This is a genomic window from Desulfovibrio sp. An276, assembly GCF_002159665.1.
GTDB classification, from domain to species: Bacteria; Desulfobacterota; Desulfovibrionia; order Desulfovibrionales; family Desulfovibrionaceae; genus Desulfovibrio; species Desulfovibrio faecigallinarum.
On the sequence record NZ_NFJC01000001.1, the window covers coordinates 215,382 to 234,656 of the forward strand.

Below are 19,275 nucleotides of genomic sequence, written 5' to 3' on the forward strand. Positions count from 1 at the left end.
AAGCTAAATGTTTACTTCCTGCACTCCGCCGGATGGCTTCTCGCCGCTCGGGGGTGTTGTCACTGTCGTGTCCCCTGGCAAGACGTCCTCCACGTCCGTTGGCGGCATTTCCTCTCCCTTGCCGTAGGAAGAGATGTCACGCACGTCTATGATGGGCTTGGCATAGCCCATTTCCTCAACACTTGCGAGGATGGTGCCATGCGTCATCTCGCTGCCCTTTGGGGCAGGAGCAAGCACATAGTAGTGGCGCACGCGATTGCCCCTGAAGCTTTCCACTGTGCAGCGCACAAGCCAGTCCTCTGTCTTGTCGCCATTCCAGTCCACAACGGCCAGCATGCGCATGGCAAGGCGCTGCGTTGGATGGACAATGGCAAAGCCCTGGCCGTCGCTGTCCGGATAGACTCTGCTTGAGGGCGTAAGTGTAGCGTGGAAATTGGAGCCAAAATAGATGTGGTGGCCCTGCTCATTGAAAAGAAAGTCCGGGGAAAGCTGCGCAAACAGTATGTCCGAGAACTTTCCGGACGGCCTGCCCCTGTCCGTGTAGGCAAGGTTTTCGTCTGCAAGGCCTTGCGCCTGCATGACCTTGGGCAGGGTGCGGATGAGCCTTGCGTATTCCCTGTTGTCCACAACTTCCGCGCCCTTGCCCATGAGTGCGCAGCCGGAAGTCACGAGCAAAAGGACAAGCAGGACAAAAGGCGCCACAGGGCGAGGGAAGGCTTTGCCGGTTGTTGTTTTTGTGGTTGCCATTGGAGTTTTGGATCCCCTTGCACAGGACAGGCACAGGAAGCCTGCTGGCCCCTGTGCCTGTGATTGGTCTTTTGTCAGGACGAAAAGTCCCTTCGTGCGTTGCGCCTACTTTTCCATGGCGTTGCGGATGTCCGTGAGCCTGTTGCTCACAACGTCGATATGCCTTGCCATGGCAGCAATGTGGTTGGGCCAGAAGGAGTCGCCCACACCGTAGGAGCCACCCACAACATAGATGGGGTTGAACTGCGAAATCATGTGCAGACGCTTTAAGAGTTCGTCCACGTTTTCCTTGCCGCCGCGCTCGATAATGGAGCTGTCGCACTGCAAAAGGCCCTCGATGATATTGTCCACCACGCGGCTTATACCCTTGACGTAGTAGATGACGTTGTCACCGTAGAAATGGCCCACCTTGTCGTCGTTGAGAACGCCCAGGGTGTACTCCATAGTCTTGATGGCCCAGTTCATGATTTCCACAATGTCGCTCGTGGTTACATTGTAGACCTGTGCCTGCTTTGTCTGCTCGCCAGTGACCCTGGAAGCCCACAGGCGCCAGTCTGCAATGCCCTCGCGGTAGCGCTTTTCGCTGTTGTAGAGGAACCACCAGCCCCAGGAGTCTTCAGCGTAGGCAAAGTGCTTCTGGGTGGCGTCCACCAGCATGTGGGGGAGTGTATCGCGATCGCCAAAGCGGGCGACAGTGCGGGCGAGGACCTCGGAGCCAGAGCGGGTGGCGTAGATGACGCCGAGCTGGAAGCTCGTCTTGTTGTCTATGATGCGGGGAACAAGAAGAATGTCATTGGGAAGCCAGCCGAATGCGCCGTCCAGCTCTTCTTCCAGGGGCTGCACCAGAGCGTCGGCAATACAAGTGGCCTTTGCCCTGTCGTCAGCCGGGGCTTCTGCCGGCGCCTTGTAGGACTGGCCGGCCACAGTGGTGAACAGGCCAACTGCGAGAAGATAGAGAACATACACAGCGACAAGTCCGGCAAGACCGCGGACCACCCAGGTACGTTTGGAAGAAAGTGCCAAGAGAAATACCTCCACGGAAGACGGATCCTTACCCCTGTCTTCCACCTGTATGCAAATGAGAAACTTCGTGTGCGTGAGCAGAGTACAAAGGAAATAAGCATTCCCTGCGATTTTGCCACAGGGAAAGGTGAGAATATTTGCTACTCCCCAGCCTGCTGTCTCAAGCCCTCTATTTCCTCAAGGGCCTTCCTTGCAAATTCAAGTCCTGGATCAAGCTCAAGGGCGCTTGCAAGGTGCTCTGCAGCTGCCTCAAGGCGTCCCAGGCGCAGTTCGCACATCCCTAAGTTTGCCAAATCCATGACCGACCCCTTGTCCCAGGCAAGGGATGTCTCGAAGGCCCTTGCAGCCTCCTCGTAGCGCTCCTGCTTGAAGAGGGCAACGCCAAGGTAGTTTGTGTACTCCTTCATGCCGGGGCAAAGCTCTGCTGCCCTTGCAAAAAAGCCTTCCGCACCCTTCCAGTTTCCGTTCATGGAAAGCGCGTAGCCTGCGTAAAAGCTTGCAAGCCCTTTTGCCAAATCGTCCGGCTGACGATCCACGCTCTGGGCAAAGAGCTCTGCGCTCTCCTGCCAGCGCTCCTCGCGCATGGCGAGCATGCCGGCAAAGAAGGGCAGAAAGTGCGCTGTGGGATACACAGTGGCAATGGTTTCGAGATGGCGCCTGGCCTTGGTCACACCCTGGGTCTCGCTCACAACGCGGCCGGCAAAAAGGCCAACGCTTGCGTTGCGATCCCTTTCCCTGAAGGCAAGGCCGGGGATGACAAGGTAGTGGGCAGGAACTCCAATCTCGGGGTTCGTGGTCTCCACTGCGTACACGGAATAGTCCCCAAGGCCCTGCACAAGATTTCGCACCTCGTTTGCTATATCCGTATCCTCAATGCTGGGAAGGCTTGAAAGGGAGCATGTTTCGCCCTCCAAAAGCCACTGGCATTCGTCAAGAGAGGCAAATTTGGGAAGTCCGGAGGCCTCGTAGCAGGCATTGGTACAAAAATCTCCGCCTAGCTGGGCCACTTCCGTGACAGCCCTGATGGCAGCCTTGACAGGCGAGGAAGACGTTCCTGCCGTAAAGACGATTTCGCTTGTCTTCCCCAAGGTTGCCGGATCCCAGGCCAGGGCAGCAACCGTGGGAGCAGGCATGCCCAAGGAAAAATCCTTCAGGATGAGTTCTATGCCCTGGGCCTTGAAACGCTGCACAAGGTCCTTCAAAACCTCGTCTTCCAGGCTTTCGGGATCGATTGTTGGCGTCACAAGGTGGTCTTTGTCCACAAGGGCGCACACGTGGCGCTCCACAAGCTCGCACATGCCCTGCAAAAGGGATTCTTCCACCGTATTGCCGCAGCTTGAGCCGTTGAATTCGCTCAAGACCCTGAACCAGTCCAGGGGAATCCAGACAAGTTTACCGTCATTTAGGCGCGTGGCAGGGTAGAAGTTCCATTCCACGCAATCCATGACCTTTATGACATCGCGATCGCTCAAGTGATCCAGGACGGATCTGTTCACATCAGCGGGAGGCATGCAGTCCGCGCCAAAGCGTTTCATGGCAGCACTATAGGTCGCCTTCACAAAATGGGGTTCGCGCTCCCAGAAAGAGAAGAAGGCGTAGCGCTCCATGAGCTCCATGAGCGCAGAGGCCCTTGCCTGATCTGCAGACGCACCCTTGCCCATCTGCTTGCGCGTGGGAAGTATTCTTCTCGCATCCGCGCCGCACACGCTCAAATAGACCGGTATGCCAAGGCGGCCTACGTCCACCCTGCGGGTCTCGCGCAAGATATCGCTGCCCAGTTCTTCTAGGCGGCCGAGCACTTTTTGCACTGTGTCCGCAGGAGAAATGGCCTTGTCGCTGTCCTTTGTATAGCCCTTGGGGCAGGGGTTCAGACGAATGAGAGGAAGTTCCTGGCCTTGTGCTGTCATATGTTGTCCTTGATGCTTTTTTTCGGAAACTGTCTGCCAGGGGGCCTTAGGCCTGCCTTTGCAGGATGAGGAGCGAATAGAGGCGTTTTTGTGCCTCGCCCTCGTCGTTGGTGAAGGAGCCTGGCAGATAAAGTTCGCTTACCCTGAACCTTTTTGCTGCAGTCTTGGCAAAATGCGGCTTGCGCCTTGCCATATCCGTGCAAAAGACAGCCTGACCGTCCCTTGCCAGATGTCTTTCCAGGAAGTTGAGCAAGGGCTTGTGCAAATCGTCGAGATAGAGGATTTCCGAAGCGACAATGACGTCAATGTCCGTGGAAAGCCCCGGGCAGACGCCGGGCCTTGTCACATCGATGTGCCTCACGTCAATCTGCTCCTGCAGATTGTTTTTGAGCACATTGGCCCTTGCAAAAAGCAGGGCCATGTCCTCCACGTCCGAGGCAGTTATATGGGAAAAGCCAAGGCGCGAGGCCAGGATGGACAAAACAGCGCACCCTGCCCCAAGCTCAAGCAGGCTTTTGCCGGCGCACGCCACCTTCTTGCGCAGATAGGTTTCGAGCACAAAGGATCCGGGCCAGATCTTGGCCCACAGGGGCAGATCCTTCAGGGGATTCTTGAGCGCCTTTGTCTGCACCAGTCTGTCCAGATACTGGCGCATGTTGTTGACGTCCAGAACCTCAAAAACGCTGTCGTTGAAGGTCAGGGGCTTGAAATCGACCTCGAAGCGCTCTCCTATCTCGCGCAGGAGAGTCTCAAGCTCGTCCTTTTCCTGTTCCTGTCCCTGAGCATTGTGCCCGTCCTGTACCATGCCTTGCCTTCCTCCAAAAATGTCTTCTGCCAGCAAGGACGAATCCCCGGGATGCATATCCAGGGGCAAATGTGTCCCTTAAGGCAGGCAACGAGATAGCACGAAGCAGGCCCGGATGAAAGGCCCGAGAAGCCGGGGTACCCGCAAAAGGGGCCTGCGTTTCCTGTCCACGAAGAAGACAGGGCTGTCTCTTTTTTCGACAGCCCACACAGAGAAACTACGGCTGCCGAACAATGATTGCCCTGGCCTCGCAGCTCTTCTTGCAGAAGGCTATGCTCCAGTGGATCAGCGTTTTCACCGATGGATCGGAGAGAAGCCTCACATTGTACTTGTTCTTTTCGATCTGCTTGAGGCCCTTTTCGGCAAGGCCCAAGAGATCCTCCTTCTCGTCGGCACAGCGCTTAACCTCTACTATGGCTGCCCTTCCAGTATTGTTGTCCAGAACCTGGATATCATAGAAGCCTTCGCCAACTTCCATGTTGGAAAGAGTGTCTGGATAGGCGACAAGGAAGTAGCCGACCAAAAGGCCATGATAGAAGTTCTCGCGCGGAGATTCATCGCTGGATTTGGCAGAAGAAGCAGGCTCCTTTGCAAGGTCCTTGCTGCTCACATTTTTCAGAAGAATCGCTTCGATCTCTTTCTTGAAGCGCTCTGTGTCTGTCTTCCAGAAAGCCTCAAGGAGAGCCGTCGTCTGCTTTTTGCTGACGGCGCCATCGAACCAGCGTTGGACCTCTTTCTCGAAGATTTTGTGAATTTCCATGTTCGGTATGACAAGGGCCATCTCATCCCTGTTTGGATTGGGAGAGATACCGGACTTTTGCGTCTGTTCTTCGGATGCCGTTGTCAGATAGCCAGACAGGTAGAGCAGTGACCAAAGGTTTTCGGCTGAAGAGTCCAGACTATCATACGTCGGCTCCAGATTAACCTGTGTCACGAGCACACCACCGGAGACAAGCTTAGCTATATCATCAGCCATCTCGAGATATTTACCTGGGAATAATCTTTTGATTACTGTATTTTCCGAGGTCTTGTTCCAATAGGCCTTGGGAGGAACCCTTGGATTTTTCTGAAGGGCGTATACCCGATTCAGAATGCTCCACGGACAGTACATTTCCTGATGTTCGCCAAAACAATAGCCATCATACCATTCCTTGAGTTCTTCCCTTCTGTCCCACAGACCGGCCTTTAACAAAATGGTATCCACATCGTCTTGTGTGAGCCCAAAGACATCCATGTATTCATAATCAGAGATATCGTAACTCTTAAAGTGATTGAGACCACTGAAGATGCTACGCTGAGCTATTTGCAGGCAGCCTGTAAGAATGCCAAGTTTCATATTTTTTCTGTTGGATTTGAGACATGCTGAGAGAAAGTTGCGCATAAAATCAACTATCTCATCATAATAGCCATTGTCCGCTGCTTTTGCGATGGGAGCGTCATATTCGTCTATCAGGACAATGGCTGGTTTGTCATAGTGGTAACGCAAGGCTCTGCTCAAAATCAGCAGAGCATCGGCAAGTATATTGTCATCAGCTTTTTCTGAACGCAATTCTTTGAGTTTTTTGCGCTCTTCGTCATCCAGCATGGAGCTTTTCAAAAGATAATTATGTGCTAAACATACGTCGCTGACAAGACTGCGAATCTTTTTCAGCGCTTCTTTATAGGTTGGCTTGTCCACATCCTTAAGTGAAAGAAAGATGACTGGATACTGGTTCATCCACTGGTCGCACAAATCCTTATTGGAAGATACTGCGAGCCCTTCAAAAAGCTCACGGCTATCCTTGGTAATATCGAAGAATTCGGCCAGCATGGACATGAACAAGGTCTTTCCGAAACGTCTGGGGCGGGTGAAAAGTATGGCGTCGGCAGGGACACGAAATTTGGGGCCGTCAGCAGGGTTTTGCAAAAATTCTTCAATAAAGCCTGTCTTGTCGACATAATAGCCGTTTCCCAAGCGCATCTCTGCAAAGTCGTCTGTATTGATGATATTGATGGCTGGCATTGAACATACTCCTCTGGCAATGGCTTTTGTTTCGTAACTTTCGGAACAGACCTTGTTGTTATGGGTGTTTGAGAATAAGCGCCTTCGCTTCGCATCTCTTCTTGCAGAAGGCTATGCTCCAGTGAAGCAGCGTTTTCACCGATGAATCGGAGAGAAGCCGCGCATTGTTCCTGTTCTTTTCGATCTGCTTGAGGCCCGTTTCGGCTAGCCTCAAGAGATCCTCCCTTTCGTCGAAAGCACGCCTGACCTCCACTATGGCTGCCCTTCCTGCCCTGTTGTCCAGTACCTGAAGATCGTAGCTCCTGTCGCTCACTTCAGTAAAGGACAGGATTTGGGGGCAGCCCACAAGGAAGAAGCCTGCCAAAAGACCGTGAAAAAAGTTCTCGCTCAAAGCTTTGGCAGACAAAGCAGAAGCCTTTGCCTCACTCCTTTTCACATTTTTCAGCAAAATCGCGTGAAGCTTGTTTCTGAAGCCCTCTGTATCTGCCTGCCAGAAAGCATCAAGAAGGGCTCTTCGCTGCTGTTCCGTATCAACAGTATCCCTGTACCAGGTGCTGACCGTGTACCAGAACACGGTGCGGATTTCCTCGTTGGGGATGACAAGCGCCATCTCGTCTCTCGCTGGATTGGGGGAGACATCAAGGCTCTGCAGCTGTTCTTTGGATGCCCTTGTCAGACAGCCGCACTGGTAGAGCACTGCCCAGAGATTTGCAGAAAAATCAAGGTTTTTGTAGGTTGACGTCCGGGGTATCCTTTTTAGGAGTACACCACCCAAGACAAGATTGGCTATTTCGGCAGCCATTTCGAGGTATTCGTCAGGGAACAGCTTTTTGACAAAGAAAGACTGCGAGCTGTCGTGCGCATTGGACTCTGGCTCCAAAGTCGGGTACGCCTGCAGATCTCTCAGGTATTGCATGGTACTCCAGAGGCTGTATACTTCTGTTTTGTCGCCAAGGCGATACCCTCCGTACCAATCCCTAAAGACTTCTCTCTTTTCAGAAAAGCCAACGTCGCAAAGGAGTTTGTCCACTTCACCTTGAGTGAAGCCAAAGACATCTGCATACCTGCAAGTTGTTGTGATGTCATCAACGTCGAGATTGTTCAGACCGCTTTGCAGAGGGATGTGCAACCTGCCTGTGATAATACCAAACTTCAGGTTGTCCCAATTGGTTTTGAGCCCGGCAGAAAGAAAGCCATGCAAAAAATCGAGCATCTCGTCGTAATAGCCGTTTTCGGCTGCCCTTGCGATTGGGGCATCATAGTCGTCTACCAGGACTATGGGTTGCTTTTGGTAGTATTCGGTCAGAATACGGGTCAGAATCTTGAGAGAATTCCTGAGGCCTGCCTCTGTTGCACTCTGGTTGATGATATCCTCAAAAAGCATCCTGTCTCTTGCGCTTATCTTGCCTGAAGAAAGAATCTCGCTGTAATGCCCGAAAAGGCGCACTATCCTGTAGCTGAAAAAAGCCAGGGCGTCGGCAAAAGTTCTTCCACTCACATTCCTCAAGGACAGAAAAATGACCGGATACTGATTCATCCACTGAGCACACAATTCCCTGTTGGCAGACACGGCAAGCCCTTCAAAGAGCTTGCGACTGTCCTTTGCTATATCAAAGAACTCCTCCAGCATGGACAAGAACATGGTCTTTCCGAAAAGCCTGGGGCGGGTGAAAAGCGTAGCGTCTGCAGGGGCACGCAGAAATTTCTCCAAAAAACCAGTCTTGTCGACATAATAGCCGTTTCCCAAACGCGTCCTTGCAAAGTTATCCGTGTTGATGATGTTGAGTTTCGCCATCTTTCTTCACTCCTCTGTTACGTCTGTTTGGTGGTTACTGGACAGTCCTTATCTGTCAGTGTCTAACAGCTCTCCCTTGCCGTTCTTGCGAATGAAAGTCGTCTTTTCAATTTGTTTCGCAAAACAGGGGCCTTGTCGCATTTGACACAACCATTGCCGCTTTTTTGCGCACTCTCTTTTTCACACCTCTCGGGCGCTGCCCGAAGAGATTGCCCTATTCCTGTCCCATGGAAGGCAGCATTGCCTCTTTTCCTCATCCCCACGCAAATCCGGGAATGACTGCTGGGCCCTTGGACTCATCGTTCCTTGCACCCTAGCCGAAACCAGGCCTTCACGCAATACACCTTTCTTTTTTGCAAAAGCGCATCACAGGCAATCCAGAGGCCTTGTGCGCTCTTGCCTGCACAAAAGCCCCGCACTAAAAAAGGGATCCGTAACGCATTGCGCGTGACAGATCCCTTTTCGCAGTATGGTCTCTTGCCAAGATTGTTGGCTCTATTCTTGTTGTCTTTGTGTTGTGTCCTAACCGTGTTCCAGGGCCACGTTGTCGTGCATGGTCCAGATGCCGCAGGGACATACGCCGGCGCACACGCCGCACCCTATGCAGCGCTCTGGATCGGACACGTAGGAAAAGCCGCCCGCATTGTCCGCAACGCGCGAGATGGCAAGTTCCGGACAGCTTTCCTCGCAGGTGTGGCAATCCCTGCAGGTTCCGCAGGAAACGCAGCGCTTGTAGTCGTCGCAAGGATTTGCGCACACATCCCTAGTCCTCGCAAAGGAGGCAGTGTGCAGCTTGCCAGCGTCCACAAGGGTCTTTTGTTGAGGAACGTATTCCACGCCGCGCACGTAGGCGTCTGCCGCGTCCGCTGCGCTGTTGCCTGATCCTATGGCGTGCACAAGAAGGCCTGGCCGTATGGTATCGCCCACTGCAAAGACACCCTTCATGATGCTCTGATCCGCCTGCGGGGCAAGCCAGGAGCGGAACTTCGGGGTGTTTTCAGGAAGGAAGGACAAATCCGGCGCCTCGCCGATGGTGATGATCACCTCTTCGCCAGGGATGAGCCTGCCGTCTTCGGTAAGGATCCCCTCTTCCGTGATTTCCTTCGTCATTACAGGCCACAGGATCTCACCGCCAAGGCTCTTGATGTGCTCAATCTCATGCGCAAAGGCAGCGGGCTTTTGCACATCAATGCAGATGACCTTCTTGGCACCCATCTTGTAGGCGCCGGCAGCTGCGTCCATACCTGCGTTGCCGCAGCCAATAACAATGACGTTGTCAGCCACCTTCGGCTTTTTGCCTGCATTGACTGCCTTCATGAAATCAATGCCTGCCACGATGCGCTCAGCACCCGGCCAGTTGAAGATACGCGCAACGTGTCCGCCTGTAGCAACAATGACTGCGTCAAAGCTCGCACGTATTTCCTCGAACTTCTTCGCATCCACGTTGACGCCGTTTGCAAACTTGACGCCCATCTTGGCAATGCGCTCGATCTCGTGGTTCAAAAGCGTCTCGTCCAGGCGCTCGCGGGGGATGACCTGCTCCATCTTGCCGCCCATGCGCCTTTCCCTCTCGAAAACAGTGACCTCGTGCCCCTTGCGTGCAAGGCGCCAGGCAGCGGCAAGGCCGCCCACGCCACCGCCTATGACGGCGATCTTCTTTCCGGTCTTTGCCTTGGGCCTTGCAAGCTGCACGTCCTTCGAGGCCCTGCCCAGGGGACCAATCTGTATGGCGCTGTCAAGGCCAGCCCTTGTACAGGATTGCATGCAGGGATTGGGGCAAACGCTTCCGCACACGCAGCCAGGGAAGGGTGTGTAGTCGAGGACAAGGCGCAAGGCCTCCTCGCTCTTGCCCTCGCGCAAGAGGTTGTAGCGCAGCTGGGTCGGGATGCCCGCAGGACAGGCGTACTCGCAGGGAGCGCAGTGTGCGCGGTTTTCCCATTCCGGCACGCGCAGCCGCCAGATACCGTGGGCCACAAGGCCGTTGTGCTCGCCTGCGTCCGGGAAGACGTCCGCGAAAATGCCGCCCGGCACCCACTCGTTCTTGTGGTAGTCGGCAACCGTGGGAAGCGCAGTCTTCTGTCCGTTTTCGTCTCTGGCAGGAACAATCTTGTGCCACTGCTTCCAGACAGAGAGTTCCTTCATGCGCTTTTGCTCCTGCACTGCGCCAAGGAAGTCCTCAAGGCCGCGCTGCAAAAAGAGCACATCGTCCCTGTCTATGTCCACAAGACGCACGTCCGAAGGCAAGGTAGCAACAGGCCCGCGCACGTAGACAACACCGCCCACCATGCCAACGCAAGGGCGATCCCCAAGGACAGAAGACAGTGTCTGGCTGTCGCAGCCGCAGACAATGGCGCGACCACCACCCATGAATTCGAAGGAGAAGCTTCCTGTGCTTTTCAAAATCCACAGTTCCGGCTCTTCGTAGAGCGGGTCGTGCTTCATGAGGGAGCCTGAGCGAGTGCCTGCCCTGCCGCCAATATAGATGACGCCGCCTGCTGCGCAGTGGCCTGCCGTGTCGCCAGCATCCCCGCGCACCACGATGCGGCCGCCAGCGTTGAGCCAGCCAACATCTGCCGGAGCAGGGCCTTCCACCACCACTTCCGTGTTGGGCATGGCCATGGAGCCCACGCGCTGGCCCGGGTTGCGCACCTTGAAGGTGAGCTTCTTGCCTTCGGCGTTCCACAAGGGGCCGCCAATGTCGTGCTGGCCTGAGGCATCCACATTGAAGTCCGTCTCGCCCCTTGCCACTGCGTCCTCTATGGCGAGGAGCAAATCCTGGGTGGACATGCGGACATGTTCGTTCAGCGTATGTATTGTGAGCATAAAAAGCCTCCAATCAGCATGCGTACTGTATGCCGAGCTTGTCCGCCACGGCCCTGTCCGTGGAAACCAGGGCATCCGAGCGGCCCACAGGCAGCGAGGAGTTGCCAATGGGTGCCATGAGCTTTCTGAGCTCTGCGTCAAAGGCAAGGACATAGTCCACCACATTCTGGGCGCCCCTGTCCACGTCAAGGCGCTTCATGAGCCTTGGGTCCTGGGTACAGATGCCAGTGGGGCACTTGTCCGTATTGCATTTGTTGCAGCGCCCGTGTTCGTTGCCTATGCAGCCAAGAAGCTGAATGAGGATCTTGCCCACTATGACGCCGTTTGCGCCAAGACAGATCATCTTGAAGGCGTCTGCTGCGGCGTTGCCTGTCATGCCAATGCCACCGCCAGCCCAGAGCGGAATCTGTCCCTGCAGGCCTTGTGCAACAGCAGCCTGGTAGCAGTCGCGCAGCTTTGAGACAATGGGGTGACCAGTGTGGTCAAGGCTCACTTCGTTGGCTGCACCTGTGCCGCCCTGGATGCCGTCCAGGAAAAAGCCCCCGCAGATGCGGTAGGGGTCGCGCAGAAGGTTGTTGTACACCGAGACCGAGGTGGCAGAGGCAGCGCACTTGATGGCAACAGGCACGCGAAAGCCGAAGGCGGCATTCAAGGAAAGGTGCATCTTCTGCACACTCTCCTCTATGGAATAGAGGCCCTGGTGGTTTGGCGGAGAATGGAGGGTAGCCTTCGGCACACCGCGCAGGGCCTGGATGTGGGGCCCCACCTTGGCAGCTGGCAAAAGGCCGCCGTCGCCAGGCTTGGCACCCTGGCCTATCTTTATGAGGATGGCGCAGGGGTCTGTCTTCATGAGGGGCATGGCGCGCACAATGCGATTCCAGCCAAAGTGGCCGGAGGCAATCTGCAAAATCATGTACTTGAGCTTGTCGCTTTCCATGAGCCTGCGGGGAACGCCGCCCTCGCCCGAGCTCATGCGCACAGGCAGGTGACAATGCTCGTTCAAATAGCCAACAGCCAGGGTCAGGGCCTCCCAGGCCCTGGGCGAGAGTGCGCCAATGGACATGTCCGAAAAGAGGAGAGGATAGATCCAGCGCACAGGCGGGGTCTTGCCCTGGATGAGCAGATTGTTCCCGTCTATGGCAAGCGGCAGATGCCTTGCATCCACCACGCGGCCCAGGGGGGCCCGCATGTCAAAGGTGTGGCGCTCGCTGTCAAGGGCAGGGTCTGTCATCTGCGAGATGCGGCCAACAACGATGCTGTCGAGGGTCCTTTGCCTGTTCAGGTTGGTGCGCCCGCCGCGCTTTATGGGGTGACCCTGGCGCTGCAGAAGGGCCATTCTGGAGTCTTCATTACGCACGGGGCGTATGGCAGCGTTGGGACAGATCTTTTCGCACATGCCGCAGCCCACACAAGCATGGGCTATGTCCGCGCGCTGGCGTATGACCGGCATGGCACTATGCTTGCGGATACCCTCAGGCACGGAGCCTGTGAAGACGGGCTTGTCCAGGCGCTCCATGTCCACATAGATGGCGCCAAAGGTACAGGCAGCCACGCAGGAGCCGCACAGGGTGCACTGATCGGAGTGATACTCGATCTTCCACTGCAGATCGTTGACCGTGATGTCCTGGGTTCTCACTGCTTCCATCTGACTATCTCCAAATCGTTGCGTATTTCTATGAGTTCACGCTCGTTGGGATAGATGTCCCTTGCCGTGTCGCGCTCCGGCATGATTTCGTTTATGCCGCACACTTCCGAGGCTATGGCCACCATCTTCTCGTCTCTTGCCACAACCACCGGTCTCAGCTTCTTCGAATCACAACAGGTGATCATGGTCGAATCCGGCAGCATGCCGATAATGGTATTGGGACCGTTGATTTCAAGGTGCGCCAGGGATTCCCTGATCAGTTTCAGCACCTCTCTATCCGGCCTTGCCTCTATTTCCGCGAAAGGCAGAGGAGTTATGACGTGCTTGAAGTAGCGTATGGGCCATTTCAGCTCGTGCAGGACGTAGTGCAGGGAATAGAGGAAGTTCTGGGAATCCGATTCAAAGCCTATGTAGCCACGGAAGAGGGATTTCTGGAACTCCATGTTCTTGGTGAAGAAGGTGTTCTCGCCGTTGGCGCACAAGGTGAATCCCTGCAAAAAGAAGGGGTGGGCAGCGTAGCGCACGATGGCGTAGTTTGTGTTCTGGCGGCACTGGACGACAATGTTGCGGGAAAGAAGGCGGCTGTCGTCGTCCCAGAGGCGGAAATAGGTTGCTATGTCCGCAGGATCGCCGATTTCCTTCAGTGTCAGCACATCCGGCCAGAAGGAGTACACATAGCCGTCGTTGCCCTCTTCAAGGAGCTTTCTCAGGGCAAGGCGCGTGTCGAGCAAAAGGTCCTCGCGCTCTGCCTGCGTGCGGTAGCGGTAGATTTCCGGATAGTCGTAGTTGCGGAACACGTAGCGCGGCATGGCCTCAATCTTGAGGTTTGGCTGACGGTCCACCTCTGGAACCCACTGGGCCACCTGCACAAAGCCGTGCTGTTCCATGTACTCGTTCACGAGCTGAACGCCCCTGCCCGTACAGGCCATGGAGAGGAGCGGGAAATTCTTGTAGTGAAGAAAGGCTCCGGCAAGGTCCTTCATCACCATGGCAAAGCCCGAATTGTCATGCCCCTCCTGCTGGGAGATCATGAGTCGTAAGGCCACAGAAGGGGGAACTGGCTCTAGACTCTTTATGGAACCTATTCTGCACATGTCGTTCTCCGGGAAAACAAGGGGCTACCCTGGTAGCCCCCCAAAAGAGCACTGCCAAAGGCCAGTGCCCCTTATGGGAGCCTGCCCTCAAGGTGCGCAAACAAGGGCATATACGCATTTAAGGGCCGGCTCCGCGTTCTATGAAAAAATCAAAGTTGCAGGCCGCTCAAACGCTCGATGGCCTCGGCCGTGTTTTCGGGCGTTCCGAAGGCAGTAAGGCGCACGTAGCCCTCGCCGCTCTTGCCAAAGCCCACGCCTGGCGTGCACACAAGCTGTGCCCTGTCGAGCAAAAGATTGAAAAAGCCCCAGCTGTCCACATTGTGTGGTGTGCGCACCCAGATGTATGGTGCGTTTTCGCCGCCGTAGACCTCAAGGCCCAAAGCCTTCATGCCTTCACGCAGGGCCTTTGCGTTTTCAAGGTAGCCCTGGACCTGCTTCATGACTTGAGCCTTGCCCACAGGGGAATGCACTGCCTGGGCTGCGCGCTGCACTATATAGGGGCAGCCGTTGTACTTTGTGCACTGGCGGCGGTTCCACAGGCCATTGAGCTCTATCTTGCCCCCGCGCCCGTCTGCCACTTTCAGAGAATGGGGCACGATGGTTGCCGAACAGCGCAGGCCGGTAAAGCCTGCCAGCTTGGAATAGCTTCTGAACTCCACTGCCACTTCCTGGGCACCCTCTATCTCGTAGATGGAGTGGGGGATGTCCTTGTCCGTGATGTAGGCCTCGTAGGCAGCGTCAAAGAGGATGACGCAGCCGTTCTTTCGTGCGTAGCGCACCCAGGCTGCCAGTGCCTCGCGGCCAAGGACTGTGCCGGTTGGGTTGTTGGGCGAGCAGATGTAGACAATGTCCGGCGCCTTTTCCGGAAAGTCCGGTACGAAGTTGTTCTCGCGCACGCAGGGAAGATACACGATCTTCTCGAAGCTTCCGCTTTCAAGCGGAGAACCGGCGCGGCCAGCCATGACGTTGGTGTCCACGTAGACAGGGTAGACGGGATCCGTCACTGCCACCACAGCGCTTTCCGAAAAGAGCTCCTGGAAGTTGCCAAGGTCCGACTTTGCGCCATCTCCTATGAAGACCTCGTCAGGGGCAATGCCAACGCCGCGTCCCATGTATTCGCGCACGACAGCCTCGCGAAGGAAGGCGTAGCCCTGTTCGGGACCGTAGCCGTGAAAGTGTTCGGCGCTCCCCATCTCGTCCACTGCCGCGTGCAGTGCCTCGATAACAGCTGGCACAAGGGGTTTTGTCACATCGCCAATGCCGAGGCTTATGACCTTCTTGTCGGGGTTTGCGCTCTTGTAGGCCTGGACCCTGTGGGCAATATCGGTAAAGAGATAGCTCTTTTGCAGGGAAAGGTAGTTTGAATTGATTTCTGGCATGGGGGAATATCCTTGGGAATCCTTAGTAAAACAAGTGTATTGCTTGGAGATAATTGCAGAGGGGAGCTGTACGGAGATATTTCCCCTGGCAGGAGCGCACCCTTGTGACAGGGATTTTCCGGCAGCCTTCTTGCGCCTGCTCCTGCCTTTCAGCTCCCATATGTCAGGCTAGAGGTAGAGTGTTCCGTCAAAGACCGGCACTGCGGGCCCAGTCATGTAGACGTGGTTGTCGTGCTCGTTCCAGTTGATGCGAAGTGTTCCTCCGCGCAGGCGCACGTCCACTGTGCGGCCAGTGAGATTGTTGAGCGCGCAGGCAACAGCCGTTGCGCAGGCGCCTGTGCCGCAGGCCATGGTCTCGCCTGTGCCGCGCTCCCACACGCGCATCTCGACGCTGGTGACGGATTTGACGCGCACAAATTCGGTGTTGATCCTCTCGGGGAAAAGCTCGTTGTGCTCGAAGCAAGGGCCGATTTTCTCAAGGTCCATGTCCATGAGTTCGGGATCGTTTTCTCCCAGGAACACAACGCAGTGGGGGTTGCCCATGGACACGCAGGTCACGTTCCAGGTCTGTCCCATAATCTCGAGGGATTTCTTCACATACATGGCGTTGGGATCCTGGCCTTCCGCCACCTTCAGGGGGATGGCTGCCATGCCCAGAATGGGTTCGCCCATGTCGATGGTTGCGCCACTCACCTGGCCCTCGTCCAGGATGAGGCGAGCCACCTTGATGCCGGCACCTGTCTCTATGCGTATCACCTTTTCGCGCACAAGGCCGCGCTCGTACACATAGCGGGCCACGCAGCGGGTGGCGTTGCCGCACATCTGGGCCTCTGTGCCGTCGGGATTGAACATGCGCATGCGCACATCAGCCCTGTTGGAGGGCTCCATGATCACAAGGCCGTCGGAGCCTATGCCAAAGTGGCGGTCGGAAACCCTCTTCGCAAGAGCCGAAGGATCGTTCACGTGTTCGGAAAAGCCGTTGATGTACACGTAGTCGTTGCCGCAGCCCTGCATCTTGGTAAATTTGATGGTTTTCATGCATTTCTCCTTCATGGCCGCACGAAAAGTCCAGGGCAAGGGCCCTTTTTCGTTAATGTCGGACTTGTCGCGCTGACCGGCGTCTGTTTGGTGTCTTTTTGGGAGTATGTTCGCCAAATCTAGCACGCAGGCCGCAAGCTTGCCAAGACGCATCCCCTGTTACAAGCCCCAATTGCTTGCAATCTCCTCTCTTGTCTCAAGAGTACGGGGATGGTCCTGCAAGGCAAGACCCAGCATGCCCCATTTCAGAAGACATGCATGGGGGAAAGATATGGGCTCTTCAAAGGACCTCTATTCCCCCGAAAGAAACCCTTCGAAGAGCCCTGTTTGAACCTGGCCCTATAGCCGACACGGCATCCCCCCGGAAGGTGCCGGCTCTTGCCAGGACATTTTGCCTTCTTTAAGCTTTTCCCATCCCCTGGCCCCTTTCCCCCGAAGTGGGCTAAAGGGACGGGGAAAACCGATTTTGAAGGCAATTTGCTATTTATGTTTCTGCTCCAGAGTAATCCCTAGTGGATCCAGAGCAATTCCGAATACTTGGGAAGGGGCCAGCAAGCGTCGTCCACAACCCTTTCCATGGCATCCGCATGGGTTCGCAGCTCTGCCATGAGGGAGAGTATCTCGTCCCTGGCAGCCCTGGCCCTTGCCTGCACATCCGGAATGGAGTTCACGTGGGTGATGGCCGCATCGAGCCTTGCGCAAAGCTCCTCCATGGCAAGCACGTGATCGTACCTTGTCTTGAGCTCCTTTGCCTCTGCCTTTGTGTCGAGGCCGGCGTTCTTTAGGCTTGCCACAAGGTCCGCCTCCGCCTTCACGGCATCCTTGCAGGTTGGCAGTATGCGTGAAAGCACCATATCGCTCATGACGTGGCCTTCAAGCACAAGGGCCTTTGCGTAGGCGTCGAGGAGGATCTCCTGGCGGGAGAGCATCTCGCGCTCGCTCAGGATTCCGTGGCGCAAGAAGACGTTCATGACCTCTGGGTCGGAGTAGCGCTCAAGGGCGTCCACGGTGTTGTTGAGATTGGGAAGTCCGCGGCGCTCCGCCTCTTCGGTCCAGCTTGGCGCGTAGCCATTGCCGTTGAAGATGACAGGCAGATGTTCCTTGAACTCCCTGGGCAAAAAGTCCTGCAGGGCCTGGTTCAGGCTTGCGCCTGCGGCAACTGCTGCCTCAAGCTGGGTTGCAATGTCGTCCAAGGCACAGGCCACTGCCGCGTTCAGGGCAATGTTCACAGGAGCTATGGACTGCGAGGAACCCACAGCGCGGAATTCGAACTTGTTGCCGGTGAAGGCAAAGGGGCTTGTCCTGTTGCGGTCGGAAAGATCCACCGGCAGGGGCGGCAGGGAGGAGACACCAATCTCCATACTGCCTGCCTTGTGGCTGCGCATGGGCTCGCCTGTGATGATGCTGGTTATGACCTCGTTCAGCTGATCGCCAAGGTAGACCGAGATAATGGCCGGCGGGGCCTCGTTGGCGCCAAGGCGATGATCGTTGCCTGCACCGATGGTTCCAAGGCGCAGGGCCACAGAATGCTTGTGCACTGCGCGCAACACTGCTGCCAGAAAAACCAGGAACTGGGCGTTGTCTCTCGGCGTTGAGCCGGGGTTCAGAAGATTGTGGCCCTCGTTGTCGGACATGGACCAGTTGTTGTGCTTGCCGGAGCCATTCACGCCGGCAAAAGGCTTTTCGTGCAGAAGACAGACAAAGCCGTGCTTGGCAGCCATGTGACGCATCATGTTCATGGTGAGCATGTTGTGGTCACAGGCCATGTTGGCGTCCTCGTAGACAGGAGCCAGCTCGAACTGGCCTGGCGCCACCTCGTTGTGGCGGGTCTTGGCTGGGATGCCAAGGCGGATGAGCTCGTTTTCCACATCCTCCATGAAGCTTTGCACACGGGAGGGAATGGCACCAAAGTAATGGTCCTCAAGCTCCTGCCCCTTGGGAGAGGGGGCGCCAAGAAGGGTCCTTCCGCAGAGCAAAAGGTCCGGACGAAGGGCTGCGAGGTTTTTGTCCACCAAAAAGTATTCCTGCTCGGGGCCCACCTGTGCATGTACGCTTGTTGCCGTTGTGTTGCCAAAAAGGCGCAGTATGCGCAGAGCCTGCTTCGAGAGGGCAGCGATGGAGCGGATGAGCGGGATCTTGCGATCGAGCGCCTCGCCCGAATAGGAGTAGAAGAAGGTGGGAATGTGCAGGGTTGCGGAATAGGGTCCTGGGATCACGAAGACCGGCACGGACGGATCCCAGGCCGTGTAGCCGCGGGCCTCGAAGGTAGAGCGTATGCCGCCAGACGGGAAGGAGGACGCATCCGGCTCGCCGCTTATGAGCATCTTGCCGGAAAAGTCGCTGATGGCCTTGCCGTCGCCTACGGGAGAGAGGAAGGCATCGTGCTTTTCCGCAGTGGTTCCGGTCATGGGCTGGAACCAGTGGGTGTAGTGGGTGGCACCCTTTGCCATGGCCCATTCCTTCATGGCAGCAGCAACGCTGTCCGCCATGGCAGGATCGAGGCGACCACCGCTGTGGATGATGCGCTCAAGGTTCTTGTAGACATCCTTCGGCAGGCGCTTGCGCATCTCCTCCAGGGTGAAGACGTATTCGCCAAATATCTCGTCTGTGCTCTTGTGGCCTGTGGTCCCTGTGACAGGGCTCGTTGCCTGGGCCGCAAAGACAGCCTGTGTTCTTGCTTGTGTCATCGTGATTCTCCCGGGAAAACCGTCCAGGGGAAGCATCCCCTGGCCCATCCCCTCTGGCAGGCTTGCGCCTTGCCTTGTGAAGAAAGTTGTCCGGACGTTTTCGCCCGCTCTTCCCCTAAAGCAAGGAGCGTGCCAAAAGCTCATTTTGGGGCAAGAAGCAGTGCAAACGGCTTGTGAACAAAAGCGTTTTTCCCGCCATTTCCAGTCCTTGCAAAAAAAGGGCGCAGGCACCCTCACGAATTTCATGAAGCTGCCTGCGCACAATTTTTGTCTCTAATCTACAAATTTGTATTTTTTATACCTGAAAGCGCCTGTCCTGGACTGATATTT

The 19,275-nt window shown here is 55.8% G+C and carries 12 protein-coding genes; all 12 read right to left on the bottom strand.

The genetic code is table 11. The features are described 5' to 3' along the window. Window positions 1-3: 3 nt before the first annotated feature. A complete protein-coding gene (locus B5F76_RS00975) occupies window positions 4-747 on the bottom strand; it encodes a hypothetical protein (protein ID WP_087349760.1) in 744 nt (247 codons plus the stop codon). Window positions 748-852: 105 nt separating this feature from the next. Next, entirely contained in the window at window positions 853-1,770 is a 918-nt protein-coding gene (locus tag B5F76_RS00980; RefSeq protein ID WP_162608613.1) for a DUF2333 family protein, read from the bottom strand. Window positions 1,771-1,910: 140 nt separating this feature from the next. After that, complete coding sequence (locus tag B5F76_RS00985) at window positions 1,911-3,677, bottom strand: YcaO-like family protein (protein ID WP_087349764.1); 1,767 nt, start codon at window positions 3,675-3,677, stop codon at window positions 1,911-1,913. A gap of 46 nt (window positions 3,678-3,723) precedes the next feature. Continuing rightward, a complete protein-coding gene (locus B5F76_RS00990; RefSeq protein ID WP_087350228.1) occupies window positions 3,724-4,482 on the bottom strand; it encodes a class I SAM-dependent methyltransferase in 759 nt (252 codons plus the stop codon). A gap of 217 nt (window positions 4,483-4,699) precedes the next feature. Then, entirely contained in the window at window positions 4,700-6,484 is a 1,785-nt protein-coding gene (locus B5F76_RS00995; RefSeq protein ID WP_087349766.1) for an AAA family ATPase, read from the bottom strand. A gap of 58 nt (window positions 6,485-6,542) precedes the next feature. Next, window positions 6,543-8,279, bottom strand: a complete 1,737-nt coding sequence (locus B5F76_RS01000; RefSeq protein WP_087349768.1) for an AAA family ATPase — start codon at window positions 8,277-8,279, stop codon at window positions 6,543-6,545. A 522-nt stretch (window positions 8,280-8,801) separates the two neighbouring features. Beyond that, a complete protein-coding gene (locus B5F76_RS01005; protein WP_087349770.1) occupies window positions 8,802-11,102 on the bottom strand; it encodes an FAD-dependent oxidoreductase in 2,301 nt (766 codons plus the stop codon). Between the two features lie 13 nt (window positions 11,103-11,115). Then, complete coding sequence (locus tag B5F76_RS01010) at window positions 11,116-12,747, bottom strand: glutamate synthase-related protein (RefSeq protein WP_087349772.1); 1,632 nt, start codon at window positions 12,745-12,747, stop codon at window positions 11,116-11,118. Beyond that, on the bottom strand, window positions 12,735-13,778 hold the full coding sequence (locus tag B5F76_RS01015) for a glutamate synthase (RefSeq protein WP_239406904.1): 1,044 nt from the start codon (window positions 13,776-13,778) through the stop codon (window positions 12,735-12,737). The genes B5F76_RS01010 and B5F76_RS01015 overlap by 13 nt, the downstream gene beginning before the upstream one ends. Window positions 13,779-13,990: 212 nt before the next feature. Beyond that, window positions 13,991-15,220 carry an LL-diaminopimelate aminotransferase gene (locus tag B5F76_RS01020; RefSeq protein ID WP_087349776.1) on the bottom strand — a complete coding sequence of 410 codons (1,230 nt, stop codon included), beginning with the start codon at window positions 15,218-15,220 and terminating at the stop codon, window positions 13,991-13,993. Window positions 15,221-15,388: 168 nt separating this feature from the next. Beyond that, window positions 15,389-16,258, bottom strand: coding sequence for a diaminopimelate epimerase (gene dapF, locus B5F76_RS01025; RefSeq protein WP_087350230.1), 870 nt, complete (start codon window positions 16,256-16,258; stop codon window positions 15,389-15,391). A 509-nt stretch (window positions 16,259-16,767) separates the two neighbouring features. Next, on the bottom strand, window positions 16,768-18,945 hold the full coding sequence (locus B5F76_RS01030; protein ID WP_087349778.1) for a glutamine synthetase III family protein: 2,178 nt from the start codon (window positions 18,943-18,945) through the stop codon (window positions 16,768-16,770). Window positions 18,946-19,275: the final 330 nt, after the last annotated feature.